Genomic DNA, 18,274 nt, shown 5'->3' on the forward strand with positions numbered 1-18,274 from the left:
AAAACCACCTTTGTTATGGTCAGGTGACCTAGTCATTGAACATCATTCGTCTTGTTGTTCATTATTGCTCCTTAAGATTCTTCATTCCCTTACGTGGTATAGCTTTAATAATGTATGTATGTGAGAAATAAAGTGTTCTACTGTATTAGACATTTACCCAATTCTTTAAATTTCTTTAATCCTTTCTGCATAAATGAAATCATCGCATACCCTATTAAAAGCATATAGGTAAGGAGGAAAAAAATGAAAAGTGAAGATAAGGTCATTCGCTTTAATGAATACACACAAAAATTACTGGAGAAGCGTCAAAAAGAAATCATCCATAAAGACATTTTGAACGAATTTCATTTTCAAAAAGAAGAAAAGCTTACTTCGCCTACGACATCTACTTCTACGGAAGAGGCGCGGTTATTAATGGAATATATGGAACGGTTTAATTTGCTTCAACTTCAAAGAAAAGATCAACAGATGCGCAAAATCGTTATTTTAAAAAAATTCTTTAAAATGAAAAGAAACCAACAGGTTGTCATATTTTCCAAGTGCGGAAGTCATTCAATTTACACAGAAGGAAAAGTGAATGCAATCGGTAGAGACTTTGTTATGTTGACAAATTTACGAGAACGCATCTGGATTCCTTTTTCGGCTATCCATTCAGCAAACATTCCATTCGGCCAACCATCTTATACAAATTCTCATCAGCATTACATTTATGACAATGATTTGCGGAAAAAATTGCTTTTAAATTTTGGTGAAACAGTGGCAAAACGAGATATCTTAAAACAACAATTTTATGAAGAATCACTTCAGACAAATTTAAATGTTTGGAAGGATCTATGGGTAGAAGTACGTCTTGATGATAAAAAACAAGTGGGAAAAATCATCGAAACAAATAAAACGAAACTTGTTCTCGGTTTATTAAATAAACGAGAAGAGATCCTCTTGAAGCACATTCACTATATAAAAACCATGCGTCTGTTAACGATGGTAGCACAATTATTTAATAATTTTCATCGCCTAAAAAAAATCTAGACACCTTACTATATCATTATTTCATTTTAAGAATATGCATACTTTAACTCTATGGATTTTTAGTTATGAATGGAGGAGTTTACATGAGTACTGAATCAAGAGAAGAGCAATGGTTTAGAAAGTTACAAAATTTAGAAGGAGAAGAAGTGTTAGTTGTTACAGAAACGGACCAGCTAAATTTATTTGGTCAAACCTTTCGGCCAATTTTTACTGGAACCATACATGAGATCAGCTACGGCCATCTAACGCTTTTTCCCGTCATTATCAAAATCTTAAATGCCCCATTTTTTAAATTCCCGATACCGCTATCCATCCCATTAGAGAAATTGGTCCATTTAACACCTAATTTTGACCCTAATACAAGGTTTCCACTCACGTAAAATGATTTCGGAAGGAGGAATTCTATTAAAATGCCCAACTTTAATGATTTTCAAATACAAAAACCAGTGATTAATGATCTTCATGACGAAGGTCTTATTCAAACTTTTGTAGAAGGGATAGGAAAAAAAGTCTTTATTTTAACACCTTCTTTTCCATTTCTCTTCATTGGAAAAATCATCGATGTCATCGGTGACCATTTGATGCTTGATGTAGAAACATCGAGTATCCAACAGCTAGAAAACCGTAAATGGCACGTTCATATCCATCAAATTGAAGCCTTCTATATTGAGACCAGCGACGGTCCAAAAATACCCGAATTGAAAGATGATCTCACTTAAAAGGGAAGGGGGGGAAGAAATGAAGCGATTTTATCATGTTGTCGCAATTCCCATTCGGATCGTATTAAATCGATTTGGTGATTATAATCCACGAGGCGCAATGTACGTTCTAAAAGAAAACGAAGCCAAAGTAAAAGAACTTGTTCGTAATAACCCATTTAGCCCTGTTGAGTTTGTTCAACCACTTGTCATCCGGGCAAACAATGGAGACGAAATCGAGATATTATTTGAAAATAAACTTCCTTTTTCAACAGGGATGCATTTTCAAGAAGCTGATTATAATGTATTCGATTCCGATGGTGCAAAGGTTGGTTTTAACGAAAATACATTGGTAGAGCCTGGGAAACAAATCCTTTATCGTATCAATGCAAATCACCATGGAGTCTATTACTTCTCTGATTTGGGTAATCCATCGAGCAGTGAAAAGGGGTCAAATATAAATGGGTTATTTGGAGCGATTTTTGTTCAAAAAAGAGGTTCATGGTGGACCAACCCTGTAACAGGAAAACCACTAAATAGTGGCGTATATGCTGACATTCACCATCCTTTTTTACCCTCACATCGAGAGTACGCATGGATATTTCACGATGAAATGCCCTCTGTTGATCTTACTGGAAATCGACAGTTGGACCCAGAAACAAACCAGGAACGTGATACGACCCATGCGATTAATTATCGTTATGAGCCTGAGCAGAACCGAAGAAAATTAATTGAAGAAGGTATTGTTTGCCCTGATTGTGTAGGTGAAGAGGTGCATCACGATTCTTGGGTATTTGGTGACCCGACGACACCTATACTAAGAGGATATATCGGTGACCCAGCTAAAATAAGGGTTGTTCACGGTGGAGTGAAAGAGACCCATGTTTTCCATTACCATGTCCATCAGTGGTTTCGCGATCCTACAAATATAAATTCTGGAATTATTGATTCACAATCAATTAGCCCGCAAACATGGTATGACGTTGAACCACTGTATGGACTCGGAAGCCTTCAAGAAGCAAAAGGTGATGTGATTATACACTGTCATCTTTATCCTCACTTTGCAGTCGGCATGTGGGGGTTGAATCGTATTTTTGATACGCTTCAAGATGGCTCAAATTGTTATCCGAACGGGGTACCAATTGAGGCATTGCAACCACTGCCAGATCGGCCACTCCCTCCTAAACCTACCAAAAAGAGACCAGGATTTCCGAATTTTATCCCTGGAAAGGTGGGCTGTAAGGCTCCTCGCCCTCCTCTTGGAATTGTAGGTGGTAGAGAAATGACCAAATTAGAAAAACATGCAGCGATAAAAAAGCCTAGACCAGGTGCTGTTTTTTCTGACCCTTGTATGATAGCCGATGATCCGGTTGTAAAAGAATTTAATATTTCTCTGATTCAACTTCCAATCGTATACAATCGTCAAGGCTGGAATGATCCGAAAGGACGTATCTATGTTCTAGACGAAGAGATTGACGATGTTTGTTCTCGAAAAAAAGAACCGGAACCGTTGGTCTTTCATGTTCCAGCAGGTACTTGCATACGTGTCAATTTTACAAACCGTCTCCCGGAAGTGCTGGACGGAGATGCTTTTCAATTAGTTACGAGAGCCTACGAAGCAGGTTTGCACATCCATTTTGTGAAATTTGATGTGCTTGTTGCAGATGGTGCAAATGTTGGCTGGAACTATGACTCAAGCGTGTTACCAGGGGAAACAATCCGCTTAGAATATTTTGCAGATGTTGAATTAAAAGCATGGTTCTTTCACGATCATTTGTTTGCCAATGCTCATCAGCAGCATGGCGTTTTCGGTTCGGGAGTTGTTCATGCAAGGTTTACAAGAACACTTGATTCAAAAACTGGAAAAGACAAAGCGTATGGTACACAAGTCACTGCTTCCCATCCATTTATTCCCGATTATCGAGATTTTGCATTATTCGTTCAAGATTTCACGTTACTGTTTGACAAGAATGGTCATCCTTTAAATCCTCCAAACTTCCCAGGTTCTTCAGATGATCCTGGATTATTTGGTGTTAATTACAAAAACGAACCGCTTCAATTTCGACTAGGCAAAAATTGTGACACTGCTTATTCATTTAGTTCGTTTGTAAAAGGAGATCCCGTAACCCCGATCCTCCACTGCTATGAAGGGGACCCCATTCGCGTCCGTTTGTTACAGGGTGCCCACGAGGAGTCACATAGCTTTAATATACATGGTCTTCGTTGGAAACAAGAGAGACCTGATTTAAATTCTAACCACAGATCCCAACAGCAAATTAGCATTTCTGAATCGTTTACGTTAGAAATGGATGTACCGCGATCAGGTGATTACCTTTGGACGTTTGAAACGGAAGAAGATTTATGGAATGGCTTATGGGGTTTAATTCGCGCCTTTGATCAAAAGGTTGATTTTTTAATTCCACTCCCTGATCGCAAAGAACCCCCAAAACGGACAAAGCCATTACCAGAAAAAACAGGTAAGCCACCAGCCAAACCAGAGAATGTCTTAGCTCCAGAAGAAGCTCACGATAATGCACCAGTAAGAAGGTTTGATATCGCTGCTTTTCATACACGTATTGAATATAGTAAGTGGGGTGAGAATGACCCGTTTGGAATTGTTTTTGCTCTAGAACAAGATAAAGATGCGATATTAAGTAGAAAAAAGAAGCCTGAACCCTTGATTATTCGTGCAAATCAAGGCGATATCGTTGAAGTGAATTTAACAAGCTATCTTAATTTCGAAAAATTCCCATTTTCTAATGGTATATGGCCGTATCCACCTGTAAAAGAACAAGCTTTTTACCCACCTTCTGTTCGGATTTCTTTACATCCCCAGTTGATTCAATACGATGTCAAAACATCTAGTGGCGAAACAGTTGGGTTTAATCCAGACCAAACCACAGGACCTGGTAAAACGATCACGTATCGATGGTATGTAGATGTACCAGTAGGAGCTTGTGGAATGTGGGATATGGCTGACATTCGTAACCATCGTTCACTTGGAACATTCGGAGCATTCATTGCAGAACCTAGAGGAACAGAATTCTTAGATGCCAATACACTAAAACCAGTTCAAACAGGCGCCAATATCATCTTAAGGCAACCGTTTTTACCAGACATCCGTGAGTTTACTCTTGTCATGTATGATGGGGCACGACTGTTCAATCGATTCAAAAAACTGATTATTGATCCTGTGGACGGTATTCTCTTCGGAGTAAATGAAGAGGAATTAGATGACCTTGTAGATACGTATGATAATGGCTCAAGGGGTTTTAACTATCGTACAGAACGATTGATTAATCGCTTCAATAAGCATGAGGCTCTAGATGAGCTTTTTAGCTCAAGAAGGTTTGGGGACCCATCAACACCTTTGTTTGAAGCATACGCGGGAGATCCGATCACAATTCGCCTTGTAAATCCATCTGAACGTCGTCGCGCCCATTCATTTCACATCCACGGTCATTATTGGAATTTCAATGTGAACGATTTATTTTCACAGGTAAAATCGATTGTTGGCGAAATTGTCGCAGGACACACATCAAATCTCCAATTACATTATGGTGCAGGTAGTCTTAAAAGTCTATCAGGAGATTATATGTACCGCTCTGGAAACATTCGCTGGGATATTGAACAAGGGATGTGGGGCATTATCCGTGTTCATGGAGAACAATTAAAGAATCTTCCACCGTTGAATAAATAGAATGAAGCCGGTTAGCGATTTCATTTCACAGAAATCAGCATGAGCGGCATGCTTTTCCCACACGGATGAAAACGAGTTTGTCCGATCATTCTCTGTACTATTTCAATAAAGGTGGCGTGAGCGGAAGGGCTTCATTGTTCCACTAACTGAACTGAAGCTCCGCCCCTTTTCACAGAAAAAAGGAGGTGAGTAATAGTTGAAATTTAAAAACAAATGTGTAGGGTTACGTTGTCCTGAAGTTGTCTCACCCAAGACACCAGACGATTTTTGTATTCCTAAAGAATATTGTCCAAAACAAAAAAAGACGCCAAAATTCCCATCACCAAACACCTGTTTCCCCAACAGCAAATTAGAAGATTTAGAAATGCGGATTCGAAAAGCAAATGACTTTTTACTCGATTTAGCTTTATCAAGTAAGAGAGAAAAAAATGAGGTTTTCAAAAAGGCTTTTGAAGGACTACTCCATCAGAATCTTATCGTAGAATTGGATTGTAAGACAAAAATAGAAGAAGGAGACAACGAAGTAATAGAAGGATCAAATAATCATACAAAGTTGCAGGGCACCGTAGTCCTTGCAGGAAGGGATTTTACGATTCTTAAAAACAAGCAGAATAAACTTCTTATACCTTATGAAAAAATAAGTTTAGTGAAACTCCGAAAAAGTTATCATGAACCAACACCGCAACCTTTATTGAGCAAAATCGACCCTTGTTTACGTCGATGTTTAACATTTCAATTCGGTGAAGTTGTCTCAGGTTCACCTGAGCTTATCCAAATATTTTTCGGGTTAGATTTAAAGGTCTATCTTCTATTAATGATTGACAAGAAAATAAAGCTCGTATCAGAAGTTGATACGATAGTAGGCACTTTATTGGATGTATATGCTGATTCAATTAACATCTGTTTAGGAGAAATGAAAAGCACAATGAATATTCACGATGTCTGTTACATTATTGCGTAATGCTCCCTATAGTAAATCAATATCCTCATTTAAAACTAATCTTACACCAGCGATCTGGAGTGAGTGGATTTGTATGATAATAACAAACTATAGGGGTATGTCAATAAGCCTACCATTAATAATCCATGCAAAAACCCGTCTTTTAACAGCTTTTTGGTTATAGTAGACAAGGAATTACAAATAGATATACAGTGCATCATTTGTAAATCCTTGTCTACAACGTAAAGGCATACTACGTTGTGTTGTCGTTAGTTTTTCTGTTCATAATTTTTTAATAAAAGCGCGAGCTTCTTCAGGCGTTAACCCTATATCTCTAGTTTCCATGAGCAATTCCAGTCATCATAGTAAAGAAAATCTTTACCATAAATCTGAGGCTTTGCATCCTCATTTTTCAATAAGTTTGCCTTTTCTATTTTCCTTTTAAAAATAGTGAAAGACCTAAAGGACGACAGATATTCTAAATGTAATATTACCATGTCAAATCTGTTCGTAATAATGACCATTCTATTTACAGTGTCTTATTTACACTGCTATAATTAGATGGAATACATAGGTGAGAGAGGAAAAGATATTCATGATAGGTGAACAAGTTAAAAAGTTAAGGCTTGAAAAAGGCTTGTCTTTATCTGAACTAGCAGAAAAAGCGGGAGTAGCGAAATCATATTTGAGTTCGATTGAAAGAAATATTCAATCAAATCCCTCTATTCAATTTTTAGAAAAAATAGCTGCTGTATTAGATGTTTCTGTTGAAGCATTATTAAACGAGTCTCCAATTAATGAAGAACAAAAGCTTGATACAGCTTGGCTTGAATTAGTGAAAGAAGCAATGAACTCAGGGATTAGTAAAGAACAATTTCAAGAATACTTAGAGTTTGAAAAATGGCGTAATAAACGATCTGACAAATAGCGCACTGTAAAACCCCATTACTCTAGTATCTGGGGTTTTACAGTGCGTTTAATCACATTCATTTGAAGAATGGTTCAATGATTCATTTAATTGGATAAAGTCAACATCTAGGTCCTCTGAAATTTTTTTAACACAACAATACTTAGGTTTTTCTGTAATCCTCTTTCAATATAACTAATATAGGATTTTGAAACACCGGAAAGAATAGCTAATTGATTTAATGTCATTCCTCTTTTTTGCTATAAAGCCTTAAAAGTCAATTTAGTAGGCGTTATATTTAATGAAAAAGCAAAGAAATAAATGGTAAAAAAACGAAACCATCATACAAGGAATGTGTTATTTTTTTGATTTCACGTTCGTTATTAAGAACTAAAGCTGCTTTTGGTAATGTCTGCTTACCGTTATCGGTGGAGGAACTCGGTCATGCTGTGGGTTGAGGGATCGATATTGAGCCTGGGCATTACCCGGCTACCAATCATGTTATTAAAGGGAATGAATTTTATAATAACAAAATTCAAATGGTATTAGCCTATGGTGAGAATGTATTTGGCGTTTAACTGATGTACCAAACGGCAGTAAACCTATCAATTTTCCATCCATTAAGAAACCTATCTGATAAATACTGGATACATCTTGTATTTTCACAAAATTAAATTTATTATAAATAGTATGGTTAAAGCGATTTCATTATTAAAACGCTTTTATACCTTTTAGAAATAGATTCGGTCCAACAATCATATGGCTGGACTTTTATTTATGAGGTGAAAAAATGGCATCTATCGTACAAGAACTTTCAACGCTTTTTCCAAAAGAACGAATTGTGACAAACGAAACGATTTTAGAACAGCACAGCCGTGATGAGACTTACCATACGCCTCATTTACCGGACGCAGTGTTTTTCGCACAAAATACGGAAGAAGTAATCCATCTCGTTAAATTTGCAAATGAAAAAAAGATTCCGATTGTGCCTTTTGGTTTAGGGTCCAGTTTAGAAGGGCATGTGATTCCTTATCAAGGAGGCATCTCCCTTGATATGTCACAAATGAATAAAGTATTAGAAATACGAGAACGAGATTTTATTGTTAAAGTTCAGCCTGGGGTAACACGTACGCAATTAAACAAAGAATTAAAAAAATATGGCTTGTTCTTTCCAGTAGATCCAGGTGCAGACGCAACATTAGGAGGAATGGCTGCAACCAATGCAAGTGGAACAACTTCAGTTAGATATGGTATTATGCGTGACCAAGTGCGCGATCTAGAAATTGTATTAGCTGACGGTAATGTGATACATACAGGAGGTCTATCGGCTAAATCTTCATCAGGCTACAATTTAAATGGATTAATGGTCGGTTCAGAAGGAACACTTGGTGTCATTACTGAGTTAACTTTACGTGTATATGGTATCCCTGAAGTAATTATGGCTGCCCGGGCAACATTTCCGACGATACAAGAAGCTGTTGATGCAGTTGTAGCGATCTTATCAGCTGGTATTCCAATGGCACGTATGGAGCTGGTTGATGCAAGATCGATTCAGCAGGCGAATCGATATATGGATTCATCCTTTGAAGAGCTTCCAACACTCTTCTTAGAGTTTCATGGCAATGAAGCAGGTTTACACCAAGATGTGACCTTTGCTCAGGAAATTTTACAAGATATGAACTGTGTGAACTTCGCTTTTGAAGCTGATTCGAAGGCACGAAATGAATTATGGGAGCTGCGACATAACTTAGCATACGCCTTTATTCATGGGTCACCAGGTAAAAAATTAATGGTTACAGATACAAGTGTCCCGATCAATGTACTACCTGAAGCAATTGCAGATACACGACAAGCCATTGAAAAGCTGCAATTTGATGCAGCGATTGTTGGGCATGTTGGTGACGGCAACTATCACGTCTTAATGATGGTCGATCTTCAAAACGAAAAAGAAATCGAACAGGCAAAAATGTTAAATGATCATATTGTCAATTTTGCACTTTCAAAAGGCGGTACATGCACAGGTGAGCATGGTGTCGGTAGTGGAAAAACGAAATATCAATCACGAGAACATGGCTATGCCTACGAAGTTATGAAGCAGATAAAAAAAACGTTGGACCCAAATAATATTTTTAATCCAGGTAAAATTTTCACAGTAGAGGCTATGCACGAAAGGCGAACATCTAGTGACTAAAGCGCTGACCCTTCTAACGCTTGTCTCACAAGAGGCGCTGAAGTCACCCTGAGGCGCCTAAAGCTAAACAGCTTTAAGCTGCTATACCTTCTAAAATCGAGATGTCCTTTTCAACAATCTATAGTGCATAAAAGAAGGTCGACCTCATAAGTAGAAAGTAACTTAGTACTAATGATAATATAGCTCTGTGTAATCGTCTTAGGAACTATTATATAAATACATAAGAGAGAGTTGATTCAATCATGGTTGAAGGTACAGAGCTTTTTAAAAAAATTGCAGCTGAAAAGGCGGTTGACTATATAAAGGATGGAATGACGATTGGACTCGGTTCAGGTTCGACGATCTATTGGATGATTAAAAAGTTAAGTGAGCGCGTACAACAAGGCTTAAAGATTAAAGGGATTCCCACATCGCGAAGAACAGAAATCTGGGCAAGGGAAGCTGGAATTCCGTTGACAAGCTTTGCTGAAATCAAGGAGCTGGATCTGGCAATTGATGGCGCAGATGAAGTTGATCCAAACTTTCACCTTACAAAAGGGGGAGGGGGATCTTTAGTGAGAGAAAAGATTGTCGATGTTTCTTCAAAGCAATTTATTGTTGTTGTCGATCAATCGAAGCTAGTTAACACATTAGGTGCATTTCCACTTCCTGTCGAAGTCGTTCCTTTTGGGTGTGAAGCAACTGCAGAAAAGCTTACAGCACTCCATGTAAAACCAATTCTAAGAATGAAGGACAATGAAATTTTTATATCTGATAATGGTAATTACATTTTAGATTGCCAATTCAACTCAATCTCAAATCCAAAGGCTCTCCATGAGCAAATAAAACGGCTAGTAGGTGTTGTCGAAACAGGACTTTTTGTCGGTATGGCAAATAAAATCATAGTTGGCGGAGAAAATGGTGTAGAGGTACTCGAAAAATAATTGTAATCCAAAAACTACATAGTCTGTCTAAATCTATTGCACAAATACAAATGATCCGATACGATAAGCGTTGAAGCAAAATACATAGAGAAAAGAGGACAATACATGATAGACCATATCGTACTCGTTAAATTTGCAGAAACAACAACACCTGAACAATTACAAGAAGTTGTCGACCGATTCAAAGCCTTAAAAAACCATCTAACTGGAATTGTTGATCTTCAAGCTGGCCTTAATTTGGCAGAAAAAAGCAAAGACTATCAAGTTGTATTGTCTGTTCGATTTGAAGATCAAGCTGCCCTTGAAGCGTATGGGCAAAACGAAGAGCATCAAGCCGTTGCTGCATACATAAAGGAAGTTGGGAGAATCGATAGTATTGGTGTAGATATTGAAATATAATCATTTGTAGAGCACCTAACAATCTTTTTGCTAGGTGCTTTTTAGTCTGAATTCCTCATTTGGTTTTATTGTCAAAGGAGCTTTAAAAAATGACCTTATGATACAGATTTCAGGCTTATTCTATTGTTATTCACCATTCTCATTGTTGTATGATATTTTTATCGTTAGGAGGGAATTGAACATGCTTAAAGAATTTAAAGAATTTGCGATGAAAGGCAACGTAATTGAGTTAGCAGTTGCTGTCATTATTGGGGCAGCCTTTGGCCGAATTGTCACCTCTCTAGTCGATGATATGATTATGCCTCTTATTGGATTGTTAGTTGGTGGAATCGATTTTAATCATTTACAAATTGAAGTTGGGAATGCGGTTGTAAAGTATGGCACGTTCATGCAATCGATTGTTGACTTTGTCATTGTTGCATTTTCGATTTTCTTGTTTGTCAGATTTATTAACAAGTTTAAAAAGAAAGAAGAAATAAAAGAAGAGACAAAACCAACTTTAACAACAGAGGAACAGCTACTAACAGAAATCCGGGATTTGCTAAAAACACAAGCAGAACATAAGTAAGCATGTATACAGCCTGAGACTAAATGATTAGTCCCAGGTTTTTTATTTACTCTAAATAGGGTTTTTATTTTCAAAAGAACGGTTTCTTCTGGTGACATTGTTCAAAGTATCGATAATAGTCATATGTCAATTAACATTAGAGACATTTCAAAAGGTAGAGGGGAGCATTCCTGCATTAGATCCTCACATGCTGTTGCCTTCATCCATAGAGAATTTATAACGGTTATTTTCCAAGTTTCAACTGACTTTTATTATACAAACCATACGCAACTTACATTTCATACAAATTTTAGCTTTTTGTTAAAAAAGGAATATTTTTCTTTGTGTCGAAGAATTGTAACAACCAAAGTTTAATGATTTAGGGAGGTTATAAAAAATGGATTAGCAAATCGGCAATAACAAGCTGAATAGTTTCTGAAGGTGCATGTATAAAAAATCTGTATGGTGACAATTGAAGTAGAGAATCTATAAAAAATTCCTATTACTACTTAGATTTTCTATTTTGTATAATGCTAAGTAAAGTAATGATTCTTTTGAAAATATTGGGACAGTAAGACAAAATCAAGAAAAAAGGGGATTGTATATGAGAATCATTGTAGGAATATCAGGAGCGACTGGTGCTATTTTTGGGATTCGAATGTTAGAAGCTCTTCGTTCAGTTGGTGTAGAGACTCATCTTGTGATCTCAAAATGGGCAGAAGTGACGATTAAGTTAGAAACGGATTATTCAATTGATGATGTTAAAAGCCTGGCGACAGTCGTACACGGATCAATGAATCAAGCTGCTTCGATTTCCAGTGGATCATTTCGTGTGGACGGGATGATTATTGCGCCATGTAGTATGAAAACGTTAGCTTCAATAAGAGCGGGAATGGCTGATGGTCTTCTTGGAAGAGCTGCAGATGTTATGTTGAAAGAAAGAAAAAAGCTTGTCCTTTTAACACGAGAGACTCCATTAAGTGCTATTCACTTAGAAAATATGTTGGGCTTGTCAAGAATGGGCGTTACAATTATTCCACCAGTGCCCGCTTTTTATAATCATCCGAAAAGTATAGATGATATTGTTAATCATATTGTAGCTAGAACACTGGACCAGTTTGATATTGATAATTCACTGACAAAACGATGGAAAGAAAACAACGTGAAGAAAATAAATCTCATTTAAGAACAAATTAATGTTATTAACCGACTTTAATTAATAGGAATTTTCTAATTATCAGTTTAATTCATGTCTATTAATAAAATAAATCTATTTTACAAATTGAATTTATCTAAGTAAGCTTTAAATAATCGGAAAAGTCATAAAATTTATTATTTTTAAAATTGATATGGCGTGTTTTTTCTTTTTTCATCAAAATGATAGCGCATACATTTTTGATGGAAATGCATTTATAATGCCAAAAACTTGAAAGTTAAAAATGAAAGAGAGGAGATGGTGGTTTTGGTGGTCAAGAGAAATTATTGGTTGGTCGTAGGAACAATATTAATTTTTAGTTTGTTTTTAAGCGCTTGTGGTTCAAATTCAAGTGGGCTTCAATCGAATGGAGGAACTCCGGGAGAAGCAACAAGCTCTTCAAACGGAGATAGTCCACAAACTACGGTCCGAATAGGAACCTCTAGTTCAGGAAGTCCTTTTTACACAGTAGGAGTTGGCCTTTCCAATATTATTACCAAGCATGACCCTTCATTTAATATGACGGTAGAACCTGTAGGGGGCTCGCATCCTAATGTTTTTGCTTTACAAAATGACCGTGTGGATTTTGCAATTACGAATTCGCTTGCTTCTTATGACGGTTATAACGGTATCCCACCATTTGAAAGCTCGGTTGATGTTCGGCTTGTTGCACAAGGTCAGGCTTCGATTAGGCAGCTCATCGTCCGAAAAGATTCTGGGATCGAAAGTCCTAGTGATTTAAAAGGAAAAACAATTATCGGACAACGCCCAGCCATGCCTGAAATCGAACAAATTATGTATGCGCTCCTAGATTCATATGGAATTTCAAAAGATGACGTTAATATTATTTCTACAACTGATTCTCCAGAGGTCATTGAAGCTCTTGAACTAGGTAGTGTAGATGGTGCATTATTCCCAGCGAGTTTAAATGCACCAACTTTGTCTGAGATTTTTTCGGATGATGAGTTTAAGTTGATTTCCGTTGATGAAGATAAGCTAGATTCGATTTTAGAGCCTTTACCTGAAGCGATTCAAAAATTTGTTATTCCAAGTGGCACATACCCAAATCAAGATAGCGATGTGTTCGCATTCGCACTAAACGCGTATTTGGTAGCACAAGGAGAGTTGCCAGATGAAATGGTCTACCGTTTAACGAAAACAATGTTTGATAACTATGAAGAATTTACTACCATTCATAATTCTGCAAAAGACTGGACGATTGAGAACTCCCTTACCGAACCTGTCATCCCTTTTCATCCAGGAGCCATTCAGTACTATAAAGAAGTTAATGCTTGGAATAATGAGATAGAAGAGCTACAACAAAGCTTAGAAAATCATTAAACTGACATTTACAATTTTGTATAGAAAGGGTGAAATAAAGTGCAACGTTCTACTCTTTTATTATGGATTTCAACCATTATCGGGATTTATCATATTATAATTGCAGGTCAATTCCTACCAAGATTCGGCTTCTTTATCCCCACGCAAATCCAACTTGCGATTAGCTTGTCCTGTGCTCTCCTGATTATTTTCATTCTTTTTCGAGCAAGTAAAAAAAATAACAATGATCGAATTCCATTTTATGACTATTTGTTAATTGGAATGGTATTAGTTAGCTTAGGTTATGTTATCTTTTTTTATGAAAAAATTTTACAGTACAGTCAATTCGGATTTCTTGATACGACTGGAATAATTTTAGCTTTATTTATAAGCATTCCGTTACTTGAAGCGGTTCGAAGAAAAACTGGTTGGGTATTTCCAATCCTAATTCTTACATTAGTCAGTATCACCATCTTCCAAAAGTACCTACCAGGTATTTTATATGGCCAAGGCTATTCGATTGACCGATTGTTATATAGTGCTTATGTAGGAAGTAGTGGTATTTTTGGTCTCCCTCTAAATGTTGCAGCGTCAATCTTAATCATTTTCCTTATCTTTGGGGCATTATTGGAACGAGCTGGGGCTGGTAAATGGTTTATGGATATTGCTCTTGCTCTAACTGGTTGGTCTAAAGGAGGTCCAGCAAAGGCATCCGTCGTTTCGAGTGCTTTATTTGGCTCCATTTCTGGATCACCTTCTGGAAATGTAGCAACAACAGGTATCATTACAATCCCTCTCATGAAAAAAATAGGCTACACACCCAAATTCGCTGCTGCCGTAGAAGCTACTTCTTCTACTGGAGGTCAATTTCTGCCCCCAGTAATGGGTGCCATTGCGTTTGTAATGGCCGAGTGGATTGGTGTGCCTTACTCACAAATTGCGATTGCCGCATTAATTCCAGCATTACTATATTTCTTAATTGTGTTTGTATCCGTCCATTTACAAGCCTACAAAGAGGGAATACCGTCTTTACCAAAAAAACAATTACCTAATTTTTGGAAATCATTCACTGAAGGATGGTTTTACTTAGTTCCGATTATCGCCTTAATCTATTTTCTCATCATTCAAGAATATAGTCCAGCAATGTCAGGTATCTATTCTTTGCCGTTTTTAATCGGTTGTAGCTTTTTAGCAAAAGATCGAAAATATTGGCTGTTGCCTAAAAACATCATGCTTTCTTTCCAAACCGCTGTTAAAAGTTGGGTACTTGTTGCTGCAATAACTGCAGCAGTGGGAATCATGGTAGGTGCATTAGAATTAAGTGGTGTAGGGATTAAATTTTCACAATTCATTATTGATGTTTCAGGTGGAAACCTAATACTCACCTTAGTACTTGTAGGATTAGGAAGTCTCATTTTAGGCATGGGCTTAGATTCCATTCCGGCATATATCACATTAGCCACATTAATTGCTCCAGCGTTAATTCAATTAGGAATCCCAGATCTTAGTGCACATCTTTTTATTATTTATTGGGGTTTAGCGTCTTTTATCACACCACCTGTTTGTATTGCAGTATTCGTTGCGTGTGGTCTTAGTGGAAGTAAAGTCTGGGAGACTGGTGGAGAGGCAATACGATTAGGAATCGCCGCTTACCTTATTCCTTTTGCTTTTATATTCAGTCCAGGACTTTTACTGCAAGGCACCGTCACGGAAATTACATTAGCGACAATTACAGCAGTTACTGGGGCAGTCCTGTTAGCTTGTAGTATTCGGGGATATGCGCTAAAAAGTATGAATATTCTCGAGAGAATTTTTATTGGGATTGCAGGAGTATTATTGATAGGACCAAGTACTTTATTTGCAGTGATTGGCTTTGGGATAGGTGTTACTGTTTTGTTATGGCAATGGTTCAATAAAGTGAAATATAGTTCTGAACAACTGAATAGCGATCTGCCAAGCTAAAACTACTTTTTTGTGATAATGCCTAAATCCAATGAACCAGTTCATCTGTCTAATAGATATTTTCTATTTGTAAAATAGAGAAAATTTAAATACAATAATAAAAAGAATATTTAAAATTTTTAGACCTAAGGGGACAGGTGAACGATTTGGATTTAAAAAATGTTTATACCTTTGTAACTGTTACAAGAGAAATGAGTTTTGCTCAAGCTTCTCATGTCCTTCATTTAAGTCAGCCATCTGTAACTGCACGAATCCAAAGCTTAGAACAAGAATTAGGTAAATCACTTTTTATTCGTAGTAAGCGCTCGATTCAATTGACAAAAGAAGGAGAAGTCTTTCTTCCTTACGCATTAGAATTATTAGAAATTGAAAGTGAGGCGAAGGAAAAGCTATATAGTCTAACCGACACATTAGAAGGAAAAGTCTCGATTGGAGCTACAGCTCTTTGGTCAGTTTATATTCTCCCATCGATCTTAGGAGATATTCTCAAGAAATACCCTGGAATCGAAGTGAAGGTGTTAACGGGTAATACTGTTCAAATCTCAGAGATGCTTACGCAAAATCAAGTCGACATTGGGCTGGTCTCGTCTAAAGTGAAAAAACAGGGAGTATGTGAGCATCGACTGTCAGAATATGAATTGGCAGTCGTATGTAGTCCAGAGCATTCATTTGCATCAAGAGTGATTGAAGTTGACGAATTATTAAGAGCCCCAATGGTTACGTATCAGCAAAAATCGGATGCCTGGACTAAGATTCGAAAAATTTATTCTGAATTTGGTGCTACTCCAAATGTCGTCATGGAATTAAATCAAATTGAAGCAGCAAAGCAAATGGTTAGCAGCTCACCATGTATTTGTATCCTACCAATCATCAGTGTCGAGAAGGAGTTGGAAAAAGGACTGCTAAAAAAGGTAGAAGTCAACAATTTACCTCCTATTATTGAAAAATTAAGCATGATTTCGTTAGAAAAAAAGGAGTCCTATCAAGTCATTAAAATACTTATGGACATCATTCAACGAAAAATAAGAAGTAAACGTACTCAAGAAATTAATTAAATTTTTACAATTATCCACAAAAATATGAGGAGGAGAAAAATATGCTTTCAAAAGAACAAAACGATTTATTAACAAAGACGAATGCAGACACACCGATGGGGAAGTTATTTAGAAGATATTGGATTCCAGCTATGATTTCAGACGAACTGCCAAAACCTGATTGTCCTCCAGTTAAAATTAAATTACTTGGAGAAGAGTTATTGGCCTTTCGTGATACAGAAGGAAAAGTAGGTTTGATCGACGAGTTTTGTCCTCATCGAAAAGTATCCTTATATTTTGGAAGAAATGAAGAGTGTGGCATTCGCTGTGTTTATCATGGATGGAAATTCGATGTAAATGGTGAATGTGTTGATATGCCATCTGAACCTCCATCAAGTAACTTTAAACATAAAGTACAGATTAAATCTTATCCGTGTCGAGAGCGCGGAGGAGTGATTTGGACGTATATGGGACCAGAAGAAGAAATGCCTGAGTTACCAGAACTGGAATGGAACTTAGTGCCTGATAATCACCGCTATATGACAAGGAAAATTCAATATAATAATTACTTCCAAGCGATAGAAGGCGGATTGGATTCAAGCCATATTTCTTTTCTACATCGCGGAGCAGGCGGTCAAGGGTTTATGGGTTTAAAAAAGACAGCTGCTAGTAAGGTGTCCAATTATTTAACGGGAGATACCGCTCCAAAATTTGAAGTGGAAAAAATGGATTACGGAATGCTCGTCGGCGCTAAACGACATGCAGAGAAAGGTAGTCTTTATTGGCGCATTACTCAATTCTTAATGCCATGGTACACAATGATTCCTCCTTATGAAGACTCACCAAGAGGAGCACATGCCTGGGTCCCGATGGATGATGAACATGTGTATACATGGAATATAAATTGGAATCCTACTAGACCTTTAACAGACCATGAGCTTGAAATATTGAAGAGTGGCCGGGGCATTCATATGGAGCTTATTCCAGGTACATTGAGAGCAAAGCAAAATAAAGAAAACGACTATTTAATTGACCGTGAATTACAAGCAAGTGGAAAATCATTTACTGGTATACACGGTATTCAAGCACAGGATAGTGCGGTGCAAGAAACTCAGGGAGCCATCGTCGACCGAACAACAGAACGACTAGGCTCAAGTGATGCTGCAATCATTGCTGCAAGGAGAATGATGCTAAAAGCAGCACAGGATTTAGAAAAAGGGATTACTCCTCCAGCATTAGACCCGTCCTCTCATCATGTAAGATCAGCTTCTGTCGTATTGCCAGAAGGAGTACCGTTTCAAGTAGGAGCTAAAGAGGTTTTGACCTTTACAGATGAGGATTATATCCGAGATGAAGGCGCGCAAAATGTTGCAGCTGCTAATCAAGATAAAATTTAACCAAAGTGTTGAATGAAAACGCTTATAAAAGC

16 protein-coding genes and 1 riboswitch are annotated in these 18,274 nt (G+C 37.2%); of the genes, 15 read left to right on the top strand and 1 reads right to left on the bottom strand.

What is annotated here, in order from left to right; genetic code table 11:
• The first annotated feature begins 243 nt into the window (after nt 1–243).
• From BLT_RS0110565 to BLT_RS0110590, 6 genes are all read left to right on the top strand, one after another.
• Nucleotides 244–1,029, top strand: a complete 786-nt coding sequence (locus BLT_RS0110565) for a hypothetical protein (protein ID WP_017727765.1) — start codon at nt 244–246, stop codon at nt 1,027–1,029.
• Nucleotides 1,030–1,112: 83 nt separating this feature from the next.
• Entirely contained in the window at nt 1,113–1,409 is a 297-nt protein-coding gene (locus tag BLT_RS0110570) for a hypothetical protein (RefSeq protein WP_017727766.1), read from the top strand.
• Between the two features lie 30 nt (nt 1,410–1,439).
• Nucleotides 1,440–1,748: a hypothetical protein gene (locus BLT_RS0110575; RefSeq protein ID WP_017727767.1), complete on the top strand. Its 309-nt coding sequence runs from the start codon at nt 1,440–1,442 to the stop codon at nt 1,746–1,748.
• A gap of 19 nt (nt 1,749–1,767) precedes the next feature.
• Complete coding sequence (locus tag BLT_RS0110580; protein ID WP_017727768.1) at nt 1,768–5,427, top strand: multicopper oxidase domain-containing protein; 3,660 nt, start codon at nt 1,768–1,770, stop codon at nt 5,425–5,427.
• Between the two features lie 196 nt (nt 5,428–5,623).
• Entirely contained in the window at nt 5,624–6,388 is a 765-nt protein-coding gene (locus BLT_RS21765; protein ID WP_017727769.1) for a hypothetical protein, read from the top strand.
• A gap of 323 nt (nt 6,389–6,711) precedes the next feature.
• A riboswitch (cyclic di-GMP riboswitch) is annotated at nt 6,712–6,803 on the bottom strand.
• 159 nt (nt 6,804–6,962) lie between these two features.
• A complete protein-coding gene (locus BLT_RS0110590) occupies nt 6,963–7,295 on the top strand; it encodes a helix-turn-helix domain-containing protein (protein WP_017727770.1) in 333 nt (110 codons plus the stop codon).
• Nucleotides 7,296–7,402: 107 nt separating this feature from the next.
• On the opposite strand, the gene BLT_RS23100 is transcribed toward BLT_RS0110590, so the two are convergent.
• Nucleotides 7,403–7,522, bottom strand: coding sequence for a helix-turn-helix domain-containing protein (locus BLT_RS23100; protein WP_081599648.1), 120 nt, complete (start codon nt 7,520–7,522; stop codon nt 7,403–7,405).
• Between the two features lie 542 nt (nt 7,523–8,064).
• On the opposite strand from BLT_RS23100, the gene BLT_RS0110600 reads away from it, so the two are divergent.
• The 9 genes from BLT_RS0110600 (at nt 8,065) to BLT_RS21770 (ending at nt 18,242) form a co-directional block, all read left to right on the top strand.
• Entirely contained in the window at nt 8,065–9,465 is a 1,401-nt protein-coding gene (locus tag BLT_RS0110600) for an FAD-binding oxidoreductase (protein ID WP_017727772.1), read from the top strand.
• 242 nt (nt 9,466–9,707) lie between these two features.
• Complete coding sequence (rpiA, locus tag BLT_RS0110605) at nt 9,708–10,388, top strand: ribose-5-phosphate isomerase RpiA (RefSeq protein WP_017727773.1); 681 nt, start codon at nt 9,708–9,710, stop codon at nt 10,386–10,388.
• Nucleotides 10,389–10,493: 105 nt separating this feature from the next.
• Nucleotides 10,494–10,787: a Dabb family protein gene (locus BLT_RS0110610; protein WP_017727774.1), complete on the top strand. Its 294-nt coding sequence runs from the start codon at nt 10,494–10,496 to the stop codon at nt 10,785–10,787.
• A gap of 181 nt (nt 10,788–10,968) precedes the next feature.
• Entirely contained in the window at nt 10,969–11,355 is a 387-nt protein-coding gene (gene mscL, locus BLT_RS0110615) for a large conductance mechanosensitive channel protein MscL (protein ID WP_017727775.1), read from the top strand.
• Between the two features lie 583 nt (nt 11,356–11,938).
• Nucleotides 11,939–12,520: a non-oxidative hydroxyarylic acid decarboxylases subunit B gene (locus tag BLT_RS0110620; protein ID WP_017727776.1), complete on the top strand. Its 582-nt coding sequence runs from the start codon at nt 11,939–11,941 to the stop codon at nt 12,518–12,520.
• A 279-nt stretch (nt 12,521–12,799) separates the two neighbouring features.
• Nucleotides 12,800–13,870: a TAXI family TRAP transporter solute-binding subunit gene (locus BLT_RS0110625; RefSeq protein ID WP_236611088.1), complete on the top strand. Its 1,071-nt coding sequence runs from the start codon at nt 12,800–12,802 to the stop codon at nt 13,868–13,870.
• A gap of 39 nt (nt 13,871–13,909) precedes the next feature.
• The gene (locus BLT_RS0110630) at nt 13,910–15,811 is read left to right on the top strand and encodes a TRAP transporter permease (RefSeq protein WP_017727778.1); all 1,902 of its coding nucleotides are present in this window, start codon (nt 13,910–13,912) and stop codon (nt 15,809–15,811) included.
• Between the two features lie 146 nt (nt 15,812–15,957).
• Entirely contained in the window at nt 15,958–16,866 is a 909-nt protein-coding gene (locus BLT_RS0110635; RefSeq protein WP_017727779.1) for a LysR family transcriptional regulator, read from the top strand.
• Between the two features lie 41 nt (nt 16,867–16,907).
• A complete protein-coding gene (locus BLT_RS21770; RefSeq protein ID WP_017727780.1) occupies nt 16,908–18,242 on the top strand; it encodes a Rieske 2Fe-2S domain-containing protein in 1,335 nt (444 codons plus the stop codon).
• Nucleotides 18,243–18,274 lie beyond the last annotated feature (32 nt).

Origin of the sequence: Halalkalibacterium ligniniphilum (assembly GCF_000334155.1) — a bacterium.
Lineage (GTDB): Bacteria > Bacillota > Bacilli > Bacillales > Bacillaceae_D > Halalkalibacterium > Halalkalibacterium ligniniphilum.

Coding starts and splice junctions, on each gene's coding strand:
- BLT_RS0110580 (WP_017727768.1), top strand. CDS start 1,768: ATGAAGCGATTTTATCATGTTGTCGCAATTCCCATTCGGATCGTATTA.
- BLT_RS23100 (WP_081599648.1), bottom strand. CDS start 7,522: ATGACATTAAATCAATTAGCTATTCTTTCCGGTGTTTCAAAATCCTAT.
- BLT_RS0110610 (WP_017727774.1), top strand. CDS start 10,494: ATGATAGACCATATCGTACTCGTTAAATTTGCAGAAACAACAACACCT.
- mscL (WP_017727775.1), top strand. CDS start 10,969: ATGCTTAAAGAATTTAAAGAATTTGCGATGAAAGGCAACGTAATTGAG.
- BLT_RS21770 (WP_017727780.1), top strand. CDS start 16,908: ATGCTTTCAAAAGAACAAAACGATTTATTAACAAAGACGAATGCAGAC.
- BLT_RS0110600 (WP_017727772.1), top strand. CDS start 8,065: ATGGCATCTATCGTACAAGAACTTTCAACGCTTTTTCCAAAAGAACGA.
- BLT_RS0110575 (WP_017727767.1), top strand. CDS start 1,440: ATGCCCAACTTTAATGATTTTCAAATACAAAAACCAGTGATTAATGAT.
- rpiA (WP_017727773.1), top strand. CDS start 9,708: ATGGTTGAAGGTACAGAGCTTTTTAAAAAAATTGCAGCTGAAAAGGCG.
- BLT_RS0110590 (WP_017727770.1), top strand. CDS start 6,963: ATGATAGGTGAACAAGTTAAAAAGTTAAGGCTTGAAAAAGGCTTGTCT.
- BLT_RS0110565 (WP_017727765.1), top strand. CDS start 244: ATGAAAAGTGAAGATAAGGTCATTCGCTTTAATGAATACACACAAAAA.
- BLT_RS0110620 (WP_017727776.1), top strand. CDS start 11,939: ATGAGAATCATTGTAGGAATATCAGGAGCGACTGGTGCTATTTTTGGG.
- BLT_RS0110570 (WP_017727766.1), top strand. CDS start 1,113: ATGAGTACTGAATCAAGAGAAGAGCAATGGTTTAGAAAGTTACAAAAT.